We start from the raw sequence: 16,014 nt of genomic DNA on the forward strand, positions 1-16,014 counted from the left end.
TTGTGGTGAACGCAAATTCCGAATCCACTAAAGATCCATTGTGGGAGCGAGCCTGCTCGCGATGAGGCCAGCAGCCCGCCACAAAACCTTCCCAACTACTGAGGTTGATTGGGCACCTCATCTCGCTCTTCTTGCAACTCCTCGACAAACCGCTTCGGCATCACCACCTGCTGTGGATAAGTCTGCGCGAAATGCACCGCCGGGTGGTTATCCACAAGCTTCTTCAGGTGTTGGTTGAACGCCCGGCTCACCGCATATTGCCCACCGGACACGGTGCGGAACTGCGCCGTGAGCACCACGCCATTGAGGTCCATCTTGTCCACGCCGAACACATCCAGCGGCCCTTGCAGGTTGAACTTGAGGAACGGGTCTTCGGAGATCGCGCGCCCGGCTTCGCGGATCAGCTCGATGGCCTGGTCGACATCGGTGTCGTAAGTGAATTGCACGGAGAAAAACGCAAAGGCAAATTGCCGCGATTGGTTGGTCACGGCCTTGATCTGGCCGAACGGCACCGAATGCACGAAGCCCTTGCCGTCGCGCAGGCGCAAAGTGCGGATGGTCAGGCCTTCGACCGTGCCGGCGTGACCGGAGCTGAGCACCACCCAGTCGCCGATGGACAGCGTGTCTTCGATGATGATGAACAGCCCGGTGATCACGTCCTGCACCAGTTGCTGCGAACCGAAACCGATCGCCAGCCCCACCACCCCGGCACCGGCCAGCAACGGCGCGACGTTGATGCCCAGGTTGGCCATGGTGGTGATTGCGCAAATCACTACCAGGATGATTTTTGCCGCGTTGCGCAACAGCGGCAGGATGGTCTTGACCCGGGTGCTGGGCTGGCGGGCCCCGCGCTTGTTCAGCGGCGGTTTCAAGGCTTCCTGGATCGCCGTGTCGAGCACCACCCAGGTGAGCCAGGTCATCAGGAAGATCAGCCCGATGCGGCTCAAGGAATCGCTGATCGCCCGGCCCACGGCATTGCGTGAGGCGAACTCGAACAGGGAAATACCCCAGATCCGCCCGAGAATCTCGATGAACGCCACCGCCATGACGATCCTCAGCAAGGCATGCAGCAGGCTCAGCAGACGCCCCTTGTAGGCGCTGTTGCGCTGGATGGCTTCGGCCTTGGGCGATTTGAAGACATGTTGGAACACGGTGCTGAGAAACACCGTCGCGATCAGCAGGATGGTGGTGAACAAGGCACAACGCAGGGCTTTCTGGTTGTCCTCGCCAACACCGATCAGGCTCACCGCCGACACCAGTACCATCAACAGGATCGGCCAATACCAGAGCCCGGAGAAAATCCGCAGCGACTCCTGCAAGGCTGGCTGCTTCAAGCGCTGGGCCAGCGGGCGGTTGCGGATCAGGTGCGCCACGGGCCTGCGCATGCGAATCACCAGCCAGCCAAAGATCACCGAGGCGAACAAACCCGTGAATACCGCGATGCTGCTGGTGATGTTGCCACCCAGTTGCCGGGCGATCTGCGGGCTGGTCAGGGCATCGCTGAGGGCGGCGAGAAAGCCGATCATGAACAACGGCCGGGGACAGAAACGGCGGATCATCGCCACCGCCCGACGTTTGTGCCCGGCATTGAACATCACGATTACGCAAAGAAATACCGACGTGGAGAAAATGCCGCTGCTGGTGGCGTAGGCGAAGCACAGCGCCAGGGCCCGGCCAACCGAAACCTGCAGGAAGTGGCTGACGTACAGGGTCAGCGGCAGGCAGATCACCGCCGCAGCGGTGTATGGCAGCAGATAACCGAGCAAGTCACGCAGGCGCTGGCGGGTACGCAGCCAGCGGCGCCGCCCCAGGTGTCGCAACAACAGCCGCGCCCCCGACCAGATCAACGCAAAAACGCCGATCCAGACGCCCGACAACAACAGGAAATCCCCCGCCACGCGCCAGGAGGAACGGGACGTCTGGTCTACCAGCCGGTCCATCTCATCCGCCGCCCGATCCGCCCGCAAACGCCAGGCGTCCACCAGGCTCTGGTTGAGGTCGAGCTTGTCCTGGACGTCATCGATGCTCGAGCTGATCGCCCCCAGCAAACCGCCCTGTACCAGCGGCGCGGGCTCGGCGGGCGGTTCGTCGGGCTTGGAGGTGCCGGGGACAGCGGCGGTCCCGTAGGCGCTGGTGCCGCTCATCGCCAGCAAGAACAGCAGCAATACAGTGCTCAATCGAGACAAAACGCGAGGCTCCTTCACACGGGATCGGTAAGGAACTGATCAATATTGGGCCGGCAAGTTCGCTCCGAAGGTCAATACAAAACCTTGTGGCGAGGGAGCTTGCTCCCGCTGGGCTGCGCAGCAGCCCCAAGACACAGGGCCGCTGCGCGCCCCAGCGGGAGCAAGCTCCCTCGCCACAAGTTCACTGCCGCCGGGCACTCCATCGAAACTTTCCAGCGCGCGCGGCGGTCATCAAAAGACACAGGCTGCACGAGGTCATTGGCACGGGAGGGATACATGACGGCGATCCACATTGGTATTTCCGGCTGGCGCTACACGCCTTGGCGGGGGGACTTCTACCCCAAGGGGCTGACCCAGAAACGGGAATTGCAATTCGCCTCGCGCGCGGTCAACAGCATCGAAATCAATGGATCGTTCTACGCCCTGCAACGTCCCGAACGGTATGCCCAGTGGTACGCCGAAACGCCGCCCGGCTTCGTGTTCAGCGTCAAGGCCCCGCGGTTCATTACCCACATCAAGCGCCTGCGAGATATCCACAAGCCGTTGGCCAATTTCTTCGCCTCCGGCGTGTTGGAGCTCAAGGAAAAACTCGGCGCGATTCTCTGGCAGTTTCCCCCCAGCTTCAAATTCGACCCCGAGCTGTTCGAAGACTTCCTCAAGCAACTGCCCCACGACACCGAAAGCGCCGCCGCCCTGGCCCGCGAGCACGAACCACGCCTGGACGGCCACGCCAGCACCACGACGGACAAAAAGCGCCCGCTGCGCCACGCCGTGGAAATCCGCCACGAGAGCTTCATAGACCCGCACTTCGTCACGTTGCTCAAGCGCTACGACGTGGCCCTGGTGATCGCCGACACCGCCGGCAAATGGCCCTATCGCGAAGACGTCACCAGCGATTTCGTCTACCTGCGCCTGCACGGTGCCGAGGAACTGTACGCCAGTGGCTACACCGACGCAGCGTTGAAACGCTGGGGCGAGCGGATCGCGGCCTGGAGTCATGGCAAACAACCTGCCGACGCCCACTTGATCGACCCAAACAAGAAACCCCGGGCACGCAAGCACCGGGAAGTGTTCTGCTATTTCGACAACGACATCAAAGTCCGCGCGCCCTACGACGCACGGCACTTGCTGGAGCACTTCGATCTGGACAAAGACCTCGCTACCGCGCCCGGCGTGCGCCCGGCCGAGGGAGTATTGCCATGAGCATTCCGGAATCCACCGAAGCGAGCCGCGACCCGATCCAGCACTTGGGCCAGGACCTTGACCGGGTCAGCCGCTTCACCGTCCTGACGGTCAATACCCACAAGGGCTTCACTGCCCTGAATCGCCGCTTCATCCTGCCGGAACTGCGCGAGGCGGTGCGCAGCGTGTCCGCCGACGTGGTGTTTTTGCAGGAAGTGCATGGCACCCACGAACATCACCCCCAGCGCTACAGCAACTGGCCGAGCATGCCGCAGTACGAGTTCCTCGCCGACAGTCTCTGGCCGCAGTTCGCCTATGGGCGCAACGCGGTCTATCCGGCGGGCGACCACGGCAATGCGCTGTTGTCGAAATTCCAGATCATCCGCCACGACAATATCGACGTGTCCATCAGCGGCCACGAAAGCCGCGGCATGCTCCACAGCGTGCTGCGCCTGCCGGGCGCCGACGGCCCGCAAGTCCACGCCATTTGCGTCCACCTGGGGCTGCGCGAAGGGCATCGGGTCGAGCAATTGCAACTGCTTTGCCAGCGCTTGAGCGAGCTGCCGCCCGAGGCTCCCGTGATCGTCGCCGGGGACTTCAACGACTGGCGCGGCAAGGCCAGCGAGCTGCTCAAGCCCTGCGGCCTGCGCGAAGTGTTCGCCGAGCGGTTGGGCAAGCCAGCCCGCAGCTTTCCGGCCCGCCTGCCCATCCTGCGCCTGGACCGCATCTATGTGCGTAACCTCAAGGCCCATCATCCCAAGGTGTTGAGCGTACGACCCTGGTCGCACCTCTCCGACCATGCACCGCTGTCGGTGGAGATCGAATTATGAGCGCGACGGTGAACAAGGCGACGGTGGAGCAAATTGAAGTTCCGCCCACCGAGCGCAACCCGGCACTGGCCGATATCGAATACGGCTGGCACGGCAACAATCGCGTCAAGCTGCTGGAAAACGGCGAGGAATATTTCCCCAGGGTTTTCGAGGCCATTCGCCGGGCCGAGAGCGAAATTCTCCTTGAGACCTTCATTCTGTTCGAGGACAAGGTGGGCAATGAACTGCGGGACCTGCTGGTGGAGGCCGCCCAGCGTGGCGTGCGCATCACCGTCAGCCTCGATGGTTTCGGCTGCGGTGAGCTGACCACCGAATTCCTCGCCTCGTTGAGCGATGCCGGGGTGCGCTTGCAGATGTTCGACCCGGCGCCCCGCTACTTGGGAATCCGCACCAACTGGTTCCGCCGCCTGCATCGCAAGATCGTGGTGGTGGATGGGGTAATTGCGTTTATCGGCGGGATCAATTTTTCCGCCGACCACCTGGGCGATTTCGGTCCCGAGGCCAAGCAGGACTATTCCGTGGAGGTCAAAGGCCCGGCGGTGGTGGATATCCATCACTTCGCGCTGTTGCAGAGCGGCCGGCCCGCCCGGGCCAAATACTGGTGGCAACGCCGCCGCAGCCGTCGCAACGAGCTGGCGTTCAGCGACCATGACGGCCAGGTGCGCCTGGTCTATCGGGACAATCACGAACACCAGACCGATATCGAAGAGGTCTACCTGCAAGTGCTGCGCAGTGCCCAGCGGCGGGTGGTGATCGCCAATGCCTATTTCTTCCCCGGCTACCGGTTGCTGCGCGAGATCCGCAACGCGGCGCGGCGTGGCGTGCAGGTGCGGCTGATCCTGCAGGGCCAGCCGGACATGATGATCGCCAAGCTCGCCGCGCGCATGCTCTACAGCTACCTGCTCAAGGCCGGCGTGGTGATCTACGAATATTGCGAGCGACCGCTGCACGGCAAGGTCGCCCTGGTGGATGAGGACTGGAGCACGGTGGGGTCGAGCAACCTCGACCCGCTGAGCCTGTCCCTGAACCTGGAAGCCAATGTGCTGATCCGCGACCGGGCGTTCAACCGCGAGCTGTTCGAGCGCCTCGATTACCTGAGCCGCAACCATTGCACCGTCATGCCGGAAAACCACGCGCCCCGGGGCCTGTTGTGGCGCATGACCATCGGTTTCATGGTGTTCCACTTTTTGCGCCACTTCCCGGCCTGGGCCGGCTGGCTGCCGGCCCATAAACCGCGTCTGAAACCTTTTTCGCCGCCGACGGCGGTCCGGAGCGAACCCCATGAACCACTCTGAAGCGCATGCTGCGCCGAGAGATGCCCATGCGCCGGAGCAGGCCAAGCCCAAATCCCGCTGGAACCGCTGGAAAAGACCGCTGACCCTGGCGTTTTTCCTGCTGTTGATCGTGCTGTTCACCGCCCTGGCCCGGCGTATCGATTGGTCCGAAGTATTCGCCACCCTGGCCGACTTCAAGGTACGCACCTTGATCATTGCCGCCGCGCTGACCATCACCAGCTTCATCACTTATGCCTGCTTCGACCTGATCGGTCGCACTTACATCCGCCAGAAACTGGGTTGGCGGCAGATCTTGCCAGTGGGGGTGATCAGTTACGCGTTCAACCTCAACCTCAGTGCCTGGGTCGGCGGCATCGCCATGCGCTATCGGCTGTATTCGCGGCTGGGGGTCAGCACCGGCAACATCGCCAAGATCCTTGGCCTGAGCCTGGCCACCAACTGGTTCGGCTACATGACCCTGGCCGGGGCGGTGTTCAGCAGCGGCCTGGTGACAATGCCGCCGGGCTGGAAACTCAGCAGCGATGCGCTGCAAGGCGTCGGCGTGCTGTTATTGCTGGCGAGTGCCGGTTACCTGGCGGCCTGTCGGTTTTCCAAGCGTCGGGCCTGGACCGTTCGCGGCATGGAAATCAATCTGCCGTCCCTGCGCATGGCGGTGCTGCAACTGGCGTTGGGCGCGCTGAACTGGTCGTTGATGGCGGCGGTGATTTTCACTTTGCTGCCCAGCAAACTGGATTATCCAATGGTGCTCGGGGTATTGCTGATCAGCAGCATTGCCGGGGTCATCACCCATATTCCGGCGGGGCTTGGGGTACTGGAGGCAGTGTTCATCGCGCTGCTGCAGCACGAGGTGTCGCGGGGTAGTCTGCTGGCGGGGCTGATCGCTTACCGGGCGATCTACTTCATCTTGCCGTTGTTGATCACAGTCGTGATGTACCTGGTGATCGAGGCGAAGGCCAAGGCGTTGCGGGTCAAGCCCGGGCTTAAATGATTGGGTGCCTAGTCGGGCCCCATCGCGAGCAGGCTCGCTCCCACAAGGGATAGGTGGTGATCATCAATTTTGTGCTCACCGCTGATCCAACGTGGGAGCGAGCCTGCTCGCGATGACGCCCGCCTGAACGCCACACATCTACCGTTCCTGGATAATGCTCAACCGCTCTCCCACCACCATTTCCGTGATCCAGCCCACCAGGATCGAGGTGTAGGCCTGTTGTGACACAGGGTCGCTCAGCGCATGGTCGGCGCCGTCGATGATGCGGTGGGTCAGCGAATGGGTCTGCTGGCACGCCGCCCGGTAGCTCATGATCGTGGCATGGGGCACATGGTCGTCGGTCTCCGATTCCACCAGCAACACATCGCCGGTGAACTGCGAACACGCCTGCAAGGCACGATTGGTGCTGGCGTGTACCAGGGTGCTGCGGTAATCGAGCAGGTCGCTCTTGTCCAGGTCGCGCTTGGGCGTGTGCCATTGCTCGTCGCGGTACAGCGCCGGCACCCGCAGGGCCAGCCAGCGCACCGGGCGCAGCGAGGTCAGGATCGAGGCCAGGTAACCGCCATAACTGGTGCCCACCACGGCAATCGCCGAGGTATCCAAGGCTGGGTGGGCGAGCAAGCGGTCGTATGCCGCCAGCAGATCCCGCAGGTTGTCCTCGCGGGTGACCCGTGACAATGGGATCCCCGCCCCGCCGGTGTGCCCGCGCAGGTCGAAGGTCAGGCACACGCAACCGAGGCCGGCGATGCCTTTGGCCCGTTCCAGGTCCCGCTCCTGGCTGCCGCCCCAACCGTGCACGAATAACACGCCAGGGACTTTCGACTTGGGGCTCAGGAACGTCCCGTTCATGCGTTCATCGTCGATCTCGATCTGAATGGTTTCACTTCTAGCCGTCATAGGATTGAACCGTTACATATTTGAGAAGGAAGTCGCTGTTGTGCGCCGCGCCGCGATAGACCTCCCTGGCGCCGGTCGGCAGCGCTTGGTCGAGGTAGGTTTCCACCGAGGACACTCGCACCGCGCTGGTTTCAGGCGTTTCGACGAACACCTGCAACGCCGCCAGTTCGGCGCTGCTGGCGCCGCCCATGCGCCACGACTGCTCCAACACACCGCCACGAGGCTGGCCGGCAGCATCCAGGCCCTGGGCGATGTCGTAATTGCGCCGCGACGCAAAAAAACTCGGATAGGCCTGGTTGGCGGCGTCATCGAACACTTGCGCCAGGCGCACCGCCTCGCGCACATCGTCGGGCAGTTCGAGCCTGAGCAACTCGATATAGCCGCCCTGCACCACTAGCAAATCCGACCCGCCGTACACCTCCAACCCTTCGCTGTCGTGGGTCAGGTGCTGCACGCCGCAATAGCTCAGGACCTTGCCGTTGATGAAGCTCTGGCCGACGCTCTGGGTCTTGACCTCGTTGAGGTGCTGTTCCAGCACCACCCCTTCGCGAAACAGCGCCTGGGCGTCCGGCGCGGCGGCTATTTCATCGAACTGGGCCAGGCTCTTGATCAGCCGTTGGCCACGTCCGGCACAAGCATGGATCGGCTTGAGGCGGATGGGCCCGGTGTACAGCAAGTGCTCAGCGGCCGGGCGCGCATCCTTGAGCGAAAAAACCGTCACGCCATCGAGCACCGCGCCTCGGGTGAGCTTGGCAAACAGAGGCGACCAGCCTTTGGGTGCCACGGCGTCCTTATTCAACAGACCATGGGTAATCGCCTTGGTGCAGATAAAATCGTGCTCGACATACCCACCCCACACATCCTCCGGCCCCTTGACCGCCAGGCGCATCAAGGCCTCGGGCCCGATCAGGGTTTGCGTGGGCAATAGGTATGGATCATGACCGCCATCGGGGTCATGACTGTCGCCATACTCCCACCCCAGGATCTGTGCCAGCCACTGGGCCAGCGCACGATTGGTCTCGACCTCATGGCGCGGCGCTTGTGGATTGACCGAATAGACCACGACTTGTTTGTTGCGATTGACTGATGTCATGCGTTGCCCTTTTTCCTGCGCTCGATGGCTGTAGATAAGGGAGGGTGCAGAGATCAGGCCAACGGGGGCATGGACAGCGGCGGGTCAGCCAAGCGGGCGTATCGTGCGCAGTTGATAGCACCTGGCCCGTTTCATTCTGCACGACATACGGTCGGCATCCCGCAAATTGCACGATGCCCAGCAGCAGACGTCACCCCCTGTGGCAAGGGAATTTATGTGGGAGCAAGGCTTGCCCGCGATGCAGGCGCTGCGGTCTTTCAGAAATTGAGGCGCCTGTTCGCGGGCAAGCCTTGCTCCCACATAGCGGGGATAAATCCCCTCGCCACAAAGGAGTCACTGCTGTTTGGGAGAACCCAGCGGGTTCACCCCAAACCTCGCCCGATAATCACTCGGCGCCAATCCGGTGATTTTCTTGAATGTCGTGCGAAAGGCACTCGGGTCCTGGTAACCGACGGTCCAGGCAATGTGGTCGATGGTGCCATTGGTGAACTCGAGCATTTCCCGGGCCTTGCCGACTCGAAGGTGCTGGCAGTATTCGGTGGGCTTGAGCCCGGTGGCGGCGCGGAACCTGCGCAGGAAGGTACGTTCCTCCAGCCCGGCCCGCTCGGCCATCGCCCCGAGGGAAACCTCTACCGCGCCGCTGCTTTGCAGCCAATGCTGGACCTTGAGAATCGCCCCGTCGCCATGGCCGAGGATAGGCGCAAAGTTGCTGCCGCACTGGCTCGCACTGTCGCTGTGCTCGATCACCAGGAACTGCGCCGTACGCGTGGCGATGCTGGGCCCGAGCAGGCGGTCCACCAGGCGTAGCCCCAGTTCCGACCAGGCCATCAGCCCGGCGGTGGTGATCAGGTCGCCGTCGTCGACGATGGGTTTGTCGGCGTTGAGCTTGATCTTCGGGTAACGAGCGGCGAAGGACTTGGCCGAGGTCCAGTGGGTGGTGGCGCTGCGCCCATCGAGCAGGCCGCTTTCGGCCAGCAGGATCGAGCCGACGCACACCCCGCCCAGCACGGTGCCGCCCGCATGCTGCGCCCGCAGCCAATCCATCAGCGTTGGCGATGCCAGGTCGTCGTCGAAACCAGCGATGGAGGGCGGAATCAGCAACGCCACCAACGGACCCGCCGGGCCGGTTTCGCTGTCGAAGACCCGCCGCGGCGCCTCGTCGCTGCCGGCCTGCCAATGACTGACCCGCAGCCGCGGCAACTGCACGCTGGCGTGCTCGGCCGCGATCCGCTGGGCCACACCGAACAGATCGGTCAAGCCATGCACCGCCGCCAGTTGGGCGCCGGGGTAGATGAGCACCCCAAGTTCGGCAACTGCCCTTTGCTGCGTCATTGTCAGTTTTCCCTCGCTTATTGTCGTTGCGGCCAATCCTCGAAGCGGCGACAAAAGCCAATACTGGCCTCACACCCAATCTGATCGAGGAAGCCCCCATGTCCAAGCAAGCGCTCATCGTAGTCGATATCCAGAATGACTACTTCCCCCAGGGCAAATGGCCGTTGGTCGGTGCCCAAGCCGCCGCCGATAACGCCGCCCGCCTGATTGAAGCCTTTCGCCAGACCGGCGACAGCGTGGTGCACATTCGCCACGAATTCACCTCCGACGACGCGCCATTCTTCACCCCTGGCTCCGAAGGTGCACAGTTGCACCCCAAGGTGCTCAACCGCGCCGACGAGCCGGTGGTGCTCAAACATTTCGTCAATTCGTTTCGCGAAACCGAACTGCAAGCCATCCTCGATCATCAGGGCATCGAGCAACTGGTGGTGGTCGGCAGCATGAGCCACATGTGCGTCGATGGCGTGGTTCGGGCGGCGGCGGACCTGGGCTACGGCGTCACCGTGATCCATGATGCCTGCGCCACCCTCGACCTGGAGTTCAACGGCGTCGTCGTGCCTGCGGCCCAGGTGCATGCGGCGTTCATGGCCGCGCTGGGGTTTGCCTACGCGAGTGTGGTGAGCACCGAGCAATTCCTGGCGGCCAATGGCTAAACACACGGCCCCTCTAAGAAATCGCAAAAAAACCGCGCTTCGACGAAGTGCGGTTTTTGTCTCGAGTCTCTACGGTGTGCAGGGAAACGATCAAACATCCAGTGCCTGCAACAACCTCGGCATCGTCGCCACGAATCCCATCTGCTGCGCTTCGCGCGCCACCCCTTTCAACTTCTCGCCGCTGGCTCGATCGGCGCTGCGCAGCCACTGCCCCGCCACATCGATCAACCGCACGTGATGGTTGATCCAGGCGCACGACGCCGACTCGGGCAACGCCGCCATCTGTTGCCCATGCCAGATCGCTTGTTCGGTATTGCCCGCCAACAGGCAGGTTTCAGCAGCGGCCACCCGAAAGCGCAAGGCATTATGGGCCAGGCAGGCCAGGGTGAGTTGGGCTTCGCCCGTCGCCAAGGCCTGTTGGCTGAGCTGCACATCCTCGCTGATCATCGCCAGGCTGCCGTAGACCCAGGGCCCGATGTAACGCTGCAGCTCGAAGCGTTCCACCAGGCTCGCCGCCTCCATGATCAAAGTCTGCGCCAGCCCGCGTTCGCCCTGGCGCAACGCCACCCGCGCCAACCCTTCCAGCAGGATCGCTTCGAAACGGCTGGCACCAAGGTTGCGCGCCAGCGCCAAAGCGCAGGTCAGCTCTTGTTCCGCCAAGGCATCCTGGCCGCCCGCCACCAGCACCCAGGCCGCAGTGAGTCGCGAGAACACCTGTGCCCGATGATTGCCCAGGCGGGTGCTGCATTCGATGGCCTCCATGGCATCGCGCAAGGCTTGCTCCGGCTGGCCCAGGTAGAGCTGCGCCGAGCCACGGGCGCTGCGATTGCCCGCCTCCACGTGTGCCCAGCCATTGCGCTCGCAAAGGCGTACGCATTGATCGAAAACCTCGTAGGCGGTCTGCATGCGCCCTTGTGCGTAATAGGAGTCGCCAATGCCACTCAAGGCCTTGGCCTCGGTTTGCAGGTCCCGGCCGATGCGGGCAAAGGACAAGGCCTCTTCATGGAGCCGGCGACATTCGGCGTAATCGCCCCGTGGAAAATAGATGTTCCCGCGCAAGTGATTCAGCCGCGCCAGCGCTGTATGGGCCTGCATGGCTTGGGCGATGGGCAGCATGGCCTCGATCAGGCGCTCCTCCTCGTCCAGGCAATCGAGGGTATTGAGGACAGCTGCCAACCCCAGCGCGGCCTCGATCTGATCCTGTGGTTGCTCGGCCAATGCCAATGCCCGCTGCAAATGCGCCCGTGCCTCCACGGTCTGGCCCAGGCCCGAGCACGCCTGGCCGCATAACAACGCAAAGGAAAAATTGCCCTGGGCACGCTCGGCATACGCCGAGCCTTGCCGGGCCAGGGCAAGAACGCTGTCGTACTGGCAGGCCAAGCGCTTTTCGGCCATGGCGAGCAACAGCGCGTCGAACGCCGCCGGATCGTTGGCTCGCAGCAAATGCTGGGCATAAAGCACCCGATCACGCTCGCGGTAAAGGCTCGCCACCTCACCGTGCAATTGCTCGCGAAGCAGCGTGGGCATCGCGTCGTAGAGACAGTGCATGACCAGGTCGTGAACGAACAGATAGCTGCCTGGCTCGACTTCCCGCAGCAAGCCCTGGCGCATGTCCGTCGTTGGCAGATAACCAGGCTGCCCCAGCGCTTCGCGCCACAGCGTCAGCTCGAAGCGATTGCCCAGCACGGCGGCGTAATGCAGGGCGCGACGTTGCTCGGGGGCCAGTTTGTCAAAGCGGGTCTGGACCAGATGCCGCAGACTGTCGGGAAAAACACCTTGCTGGCTGGATAACAGTTGCGTCAGGTACAGCGGATTGCCTTGGGCGCGGGCGACACATTCGGCCCGGTAGCACGGCTCGACCTCGGTGAATTGCTCCGCCAGGAGCGTGGCCTCCCGCGCCCGGATCGGCGCGATGTCGAGCAGGCTCATGGGGCTGGAGGAATGCGCACGAATCTCACCGTCCAGCGGATCACCTTCAGGGCGGGACGTCAGCAGCCAGACGACCGGTGCTTCGTCAGTAGCATCGAGCAGCTTGCCCAACAGCGTAAACAGCGCGGTATCGCCCCAGTGCAAGTCTTCGAGGCAGATCAACAAGGGCTGTTGCACCGCGACGCGCAGCAACACTTCGAGTAAAGCCTGGAACAGCCCCTGGGTACGGGCCTGGTTGCTCATCGCGCCATACAGGATCGGAGGCTCGACAGACGACACGCCCGTCAGCACTTGCAAGAACATTCGATGTTCGGCGGCCACTTTCAGGCGCGACAAGGCAGCGTCCAACAGTGACGCGCTGATGGGCGGCGCGCTCCCCAGGTTGAGCAGGCTGGCCACCAATTGACCCAAAGGCCACAGGCTGTTGTCCATGCCGAAATCCAGCACATCGCCGCGATGGCAGGCGAAACCACGCTGCCGGGCCATTTCGAAAAACTCGCTGACCAGGCGAGTCTTGCCAATGCCCGCCATGCCGCGCACATAGACGATGTGCCCATCCTGGCATTCCTGGGTGGCCTCGATCACCGCCTTGAACTGCAATAATTCGATGGCCCGTCCCACCAAGGGGCGTGGCGCGTTTTCGTCGAGGCTGCGCGGGCGCAGGCATTTACGATAGGCCCGAAACTCATCGTCACTGGACGAAAACTCAAACCGTGCTGCGAGTTGTTCCAGCAGGTTCTGCGCAACATACACCGGCGCGTGCCCATGACGATCCAGCAGCGGCTTTTGCGCGAGCAAGGCCGGCACGGCCGCAGGCTCCGTGGTTTCGGCACTCAGGCGCACAAGCCGCAGCAACAAGGCATGGCCGGGCGTGACGAAGTGTTCCCGGCTCAGCGCCAACGCGCAGAGCAGGCCCCGCTCGCTATCACTGCGATACGCTTGTGGAGAGCCGAACTGGGCAATCATCACCTCCTGCGTAATCCCCAGTGGAACGCCTCCGAACTGACGCACCAGACGCTCGATTTCCTCCGTCAACGCCGCTGCGGGCAGCCCATCGATCCGAAAGGACAGTTCAAGCACATAGCGGATAACGCTGTCATCGACCTGTTTCAGCGCCTGTTGCGCAAAGGCGGCCTGGTGCAACTCGCTCATCGTCTGTTGGATGTGGGCCAAAGCCGCCGAGGCGGGATCGCCCAGCAGCGCGCTCACATCGACCCCGAAGGCCGTCGCCAGGTGCCGAGCGGTGCGGTAAAGCACTGGCTTGCCGGTTTCGGCGCGTTTGATGGAAGCGATCGAGACGCACAAATGCCGGTTCAGGCACGCCTCGGCCAGGGTTTCCTGGCTCAGGCCATGCTGTTTGCGCAGGCCTTTCAACGACACGCCGTCCAGCAGGACACGACCATCGGATATCGAGGCATCGCGCTTGGGCAGGGCAGCAAAGGTGTTGTGTCGGGTGTCCATGTCGATAGCCCTCTACCCTGGGACAACGGCAGCCGATCGAGTGTACTCCAGCGTCTCCTCCGGATTCACGAAAAGATGGCATTTGGCCTGATACCAAACTGATACCGGACTGACACCGCTCTGGACTGTCCGGTTATCCCTCGCCTCCAGATACTCGCTCCCATCAATTGGCACCCAGTTGACACAAACCTGAACGATGAGAGAAAGGCGATGAACGATGGACTGAAGGGCAACGCAGGCGACGAATTGCGGGATATCGGCGGTTCGCAACTGCTGGGGCGCGGACTGAACCGGCTCGACTGGGCCGACGACAGCAAGGAGTGCCAGAAGGTTGGTGATACCGAGTCAGGCAAACGCGCCGTGCCGTACCGGAAAACGGCCTACAACGTGGGGAAAAACGTCACCATGTCCACGGTCGTGGCCAACGACAATTTCTCGACCGAGACGTTTTCCTCCCGCGACGAATACGAAAAGCATACCCGGACCAGTGTCGAGGCCTCCGGCAAATATGGCGCCTTTTCCGCCGGCTTCAAAGCCACCTTCGGCAGCGACATCAAGACGCTCGAAGAACGCGAAGCCGCGCTCTACAGCCACACGGTGCGGTTATGGAAACTGACCTTCGAAGTCAACCCCGCCAATGCCACTGAAGCGTTCAAGAAGCGTGTCGATGACCTGCCCAAGACCTTCGATCCAGGCAACCCGACGCCGTTCTTCAATTTTCTCGTCGATTTTGGCGTCGATATCGTCAGCGAAGTGACCGTCGGCGGCTCGCTGAACTATGCGATGACCGCCCTCAAGCACTTCCTCAGCCAGGCCAACACCCTCGATGCGATGGTCAAGGCCGAATACGGCGCATTCGTCAGTGGTAGCGCGACGACGTCGATCTCGGAAACGGTCAAGAAAAACATCGCCCATCGCAACGCCAACCTGACCACCCAGGGAGGCACGCACGCTATCGCTTTCAACGCAGTGGCCCCCAGCAATTGCAACGCGGAGTTCGGCAAATGGCGTGAATCGCTGCCCGACGATCCGACGGTGGTGGAGTTGAAAATCGCGCCGGTCTATCGCTTCGTCAAGGAAGGCGAGACCCGTTCAGCCCTGGAGCAAGCCTACCAGTGGTACACCAGCTACAAAGCGGAAATTGAAGGGACTTGGCAAGAGTCGGTGGTTGTCCTCGGCCGCTCCGGACGGCAAACCACCCCCAAGGGCACGGCAACCGGCCCGGCCTTGCGAATGGTGTTCGTCGACAACAAAAGCAAGGAAACCAGCGATAGCTTTCACTACCCACCCGCAGCGACTGCATCTGCCACGGAGTTTGACCAGTTCTGGGATGCACTGGCCCTGCTGCTGAGACAAAAAAGCGGGCATAAATTGCTCCTGGCCACCGAGCGCTGGCCGCGCGACTCACGCTACTACCCGGGGTACGCCATGCGTGAAGCCCTGCTGTCCAATGGCGCCAGTGAGGTTTCACTCAAGCGCTGGGAAACGCTGACCAAGCACATGCAACCCAACCCGTTGTCCGGCCTGACCTATGTACTGGCGGGCAATGACGTCGAGGCGCCCGGTGTCGATGGACTCATTGCCGGTTTTGGCCAGGCGGGCAAGGATCTCAACCCGACGGTGAAGATCAAGGCGCGTCTTGCCCACGACTCGTTCGGCAAGGTCAAGCTGGTCAAAATGGATAAGACCGAGGAAGACCCTCGCACCGCCTTGTACATCGTGCGTAACAATACCGGCGACAAACCGGCACTGGCGGTCGATTCGCAAAACAAAACCCGTATTGCCATGCAAACGCCCGACAGGCACAACCCCGGGCAATTCTGGTACATGCCCGAGCTGGAAAAACCTTATCCGGAAATCAACCACCCGGTCCTGTTGATCAATTACGAGACGGGGGCCTGTTTGCAGGGCATGCACGACCAGGGCGACTGCCGGCTCAAGCCCATCGAGCCGGGTCGCCAACAGGACGATGTCATTTGGGACCGGCGCGGCGATGAGGTGTTTCACCTGTTGATGGTCTACTACTGGATGGACGCTTTGTGCCTGACCCAGGTTGAAAAGCGCGCCGCCGTCCGGCCTTGGCGCCAGCCTCACGGCATGGATTGGTTACGCGAGCCGCATCGTCCGTATAGTTGATAGCCGATAGTTACCCCCTGTAGGAGCGAGCT

11 protein-coding genes are annotated in these 16,014 nt (G+C 62.3%); 6 read left to right on the top strand and 5 right to left on the bottom strand.

Annotated features, from left to right (window positions below; all coding sequences use genetic code 11):
* Positions 1-95: 95 nt before the first annotated feature.
* A complete protein-coding gene (locus PBDP_RS26555) occupies positions 96-2,186 on the bottom strand; it encodes a mechanosensitive ion channel family protein (RefSeq protein ID WP_109756424.1) in 2,091 nt (696 codons plus the stop codon).
* Positions 2,187-2,462: 276 nt separating this feature from the next.
* Between PBDP_RS26555 and PBDP_RS26560 the strand changes: the two genes are divergently transcribed.
* The 4 genes from PBDP_RS26560 to PBDP_RS26575 are packed head-to-tail and all read left to right on the top strand — an operon-like array spanning position 2,463 to position 6,481.
* The gene (locus PBDP_RS26560; protein WP_212801533.1) at positions 2,463-3,389 is read left to right on the top strand and encodes a DUF72 domain-containing protein; all 927 of its coding nucleotides are present in this window, start codon (positions 2,463-2,465) and stop codon (positions 3,387-3,389) included.
* On the top strand, positions 3,386-4,198 hold the full coding sequence (locus PBDP_RS26565; RefSeq protein WP_109756422.1) for an endonuclease/exonuclease/phosphatase family protein: 813 nt from the start codon (positions 3,386-3,388) through the stop codon (positions 4,196-4,198). The genes PBDP_RS26560 and PBDP_RS26565 overlap by 4 nt, the downstream gene beginning before the upstream one ends.
* Positions 4,195-5,493: a cardiolipin synthase ClsB gene (gene clsB, locus PBDP_RS26570; protein ID WP_116833581.1), complete on the top strand. Its 1,299-nt coding sequence runs from the start codon at positions 4,195-4,197 to the stop codon at positions 5,491-5,493. The genes PBDP_RS26565 and clsB overlap by 4 nt, the downstream gene beginning before the upstream one ends.
* Positions 5,480-6,481 (top strand): lysylphosphatidylglycerol synthase domain-containing protein, encoded by a 1,002-nt coding sequence (locus PBDP_RS26575; RefSeq protein ID WP_212801534.1) that lies wholly within the window; start codon positions 5,480-5,482, stop codon positions 6,479-6,481. Before clsB ends, PBDP_RS26575 begins: the two co-directional genes overlap by 14 nt.
* 138 nt (positions 6,482-6,619) lie before the next feature.
* Here the strand turns inward: PBDP_RS26575 and PBDP_RS26580 are convergent, their stop codons facing one another.
* The 3 genes from PBDP_RS26580 to PBDP_RS26590 form a co-directional block, all read right to left on the bottom strand.
* Positions 6,620-7,378, bottom strand: coding sequence for an alpha/beta hydrolase family protein (locus PBDP_RS26580; protein ID WP_109756419.1), 759 nt, complete (start codon positions 7,376-7,378; stop codon positions 6,620-6,622).
* Positions 7,368-8,471, bottom strand: a complete 1,104-nt coding sequence (locus PBDP_RS26585) for a DUF3182 family protein (protein ID WP_212801535.1) — start codon at positions 8,469-8,471, stop codon at positions 7,368-7,370. Before PBDP_RS26585 ends, PBDP_RS26580 begins: the two co-directional genes overlap by 11 nt.
* 333 nt (positions 8,472-8,804) lie before the next feature.
* Complete coding sequence (locus tag PBDP_RS26590) at positions 8,805-9,803, bottom strand: GlxA family transcriptional regulator (protein WP_109756417.1); 999 nt, start codon at positions 9,801-9,803, stop codon at positions 8,805-8,807.
* A gap of 98 nt (positions 9,804-9,901) precedes the next feature.
* On the opposite strand from PBDP_RS26590, the gene PBDP_RS26595 reads away from it, so the two are divergent.
* A complete protein-coding gene (locus tag PBDP_RS26595; protein ID WP_109756416.1) occupies positions 9,902-10,456 on the top strand; it encodes a cysteine hydrolase family protein in 555 nt (184 codons plus the stop codon).
* A gap of 90 nt (positions 10,457-10,546) precedes the next feature.
* Here the strand turns inward: PBDP_RS26595 and PBDP_RS26600 are convergent, their stop codons facing one another.
* Positions 10,547-13,846, bottom strand: coding sequence for an AAA family ATPase (locus PBDP_RS26600; RefSeq protein ID WP_212801536.1), 3,300 nt, complete (start codon positions 13,844-13,846; stop codon positions 10,547-10,549).
* A gap of 210 nt (positions 13,847-14,056) precedes the next feature.
* Between PBDP_RS26600 and PBDP_RS26605 the strand changes: the two genes are divergently transcribed.
* Positions 14,057-15,982 carry an MAC/perforin domain-containing protein gene (locus PBDP_RS26605; RefSeq protein ID WP_212801537.1) on the top strand — a complete coding sequence of 642 codons (1,926 nt, stop codon included), beginning with the start codon at positions 14,057-14,059 and terminating at the stop codon, positions 15,980-15,982.
* The last annotated feature ends 32 nt before the right edge of the window (positions 15,983-16,014 follow it).

The sequence above is a fragment of the Pseudomonas sp. St290 genome (assembly GCF_018325805.1).
Taxonomy (GTDB): Bacteria; Pseudomonadota; Gammaproteobacteria; order Pseudomonadales; family Pseudomonadaceae; genus Aquipseudomonas; species Aquipseudomonas bijieensis.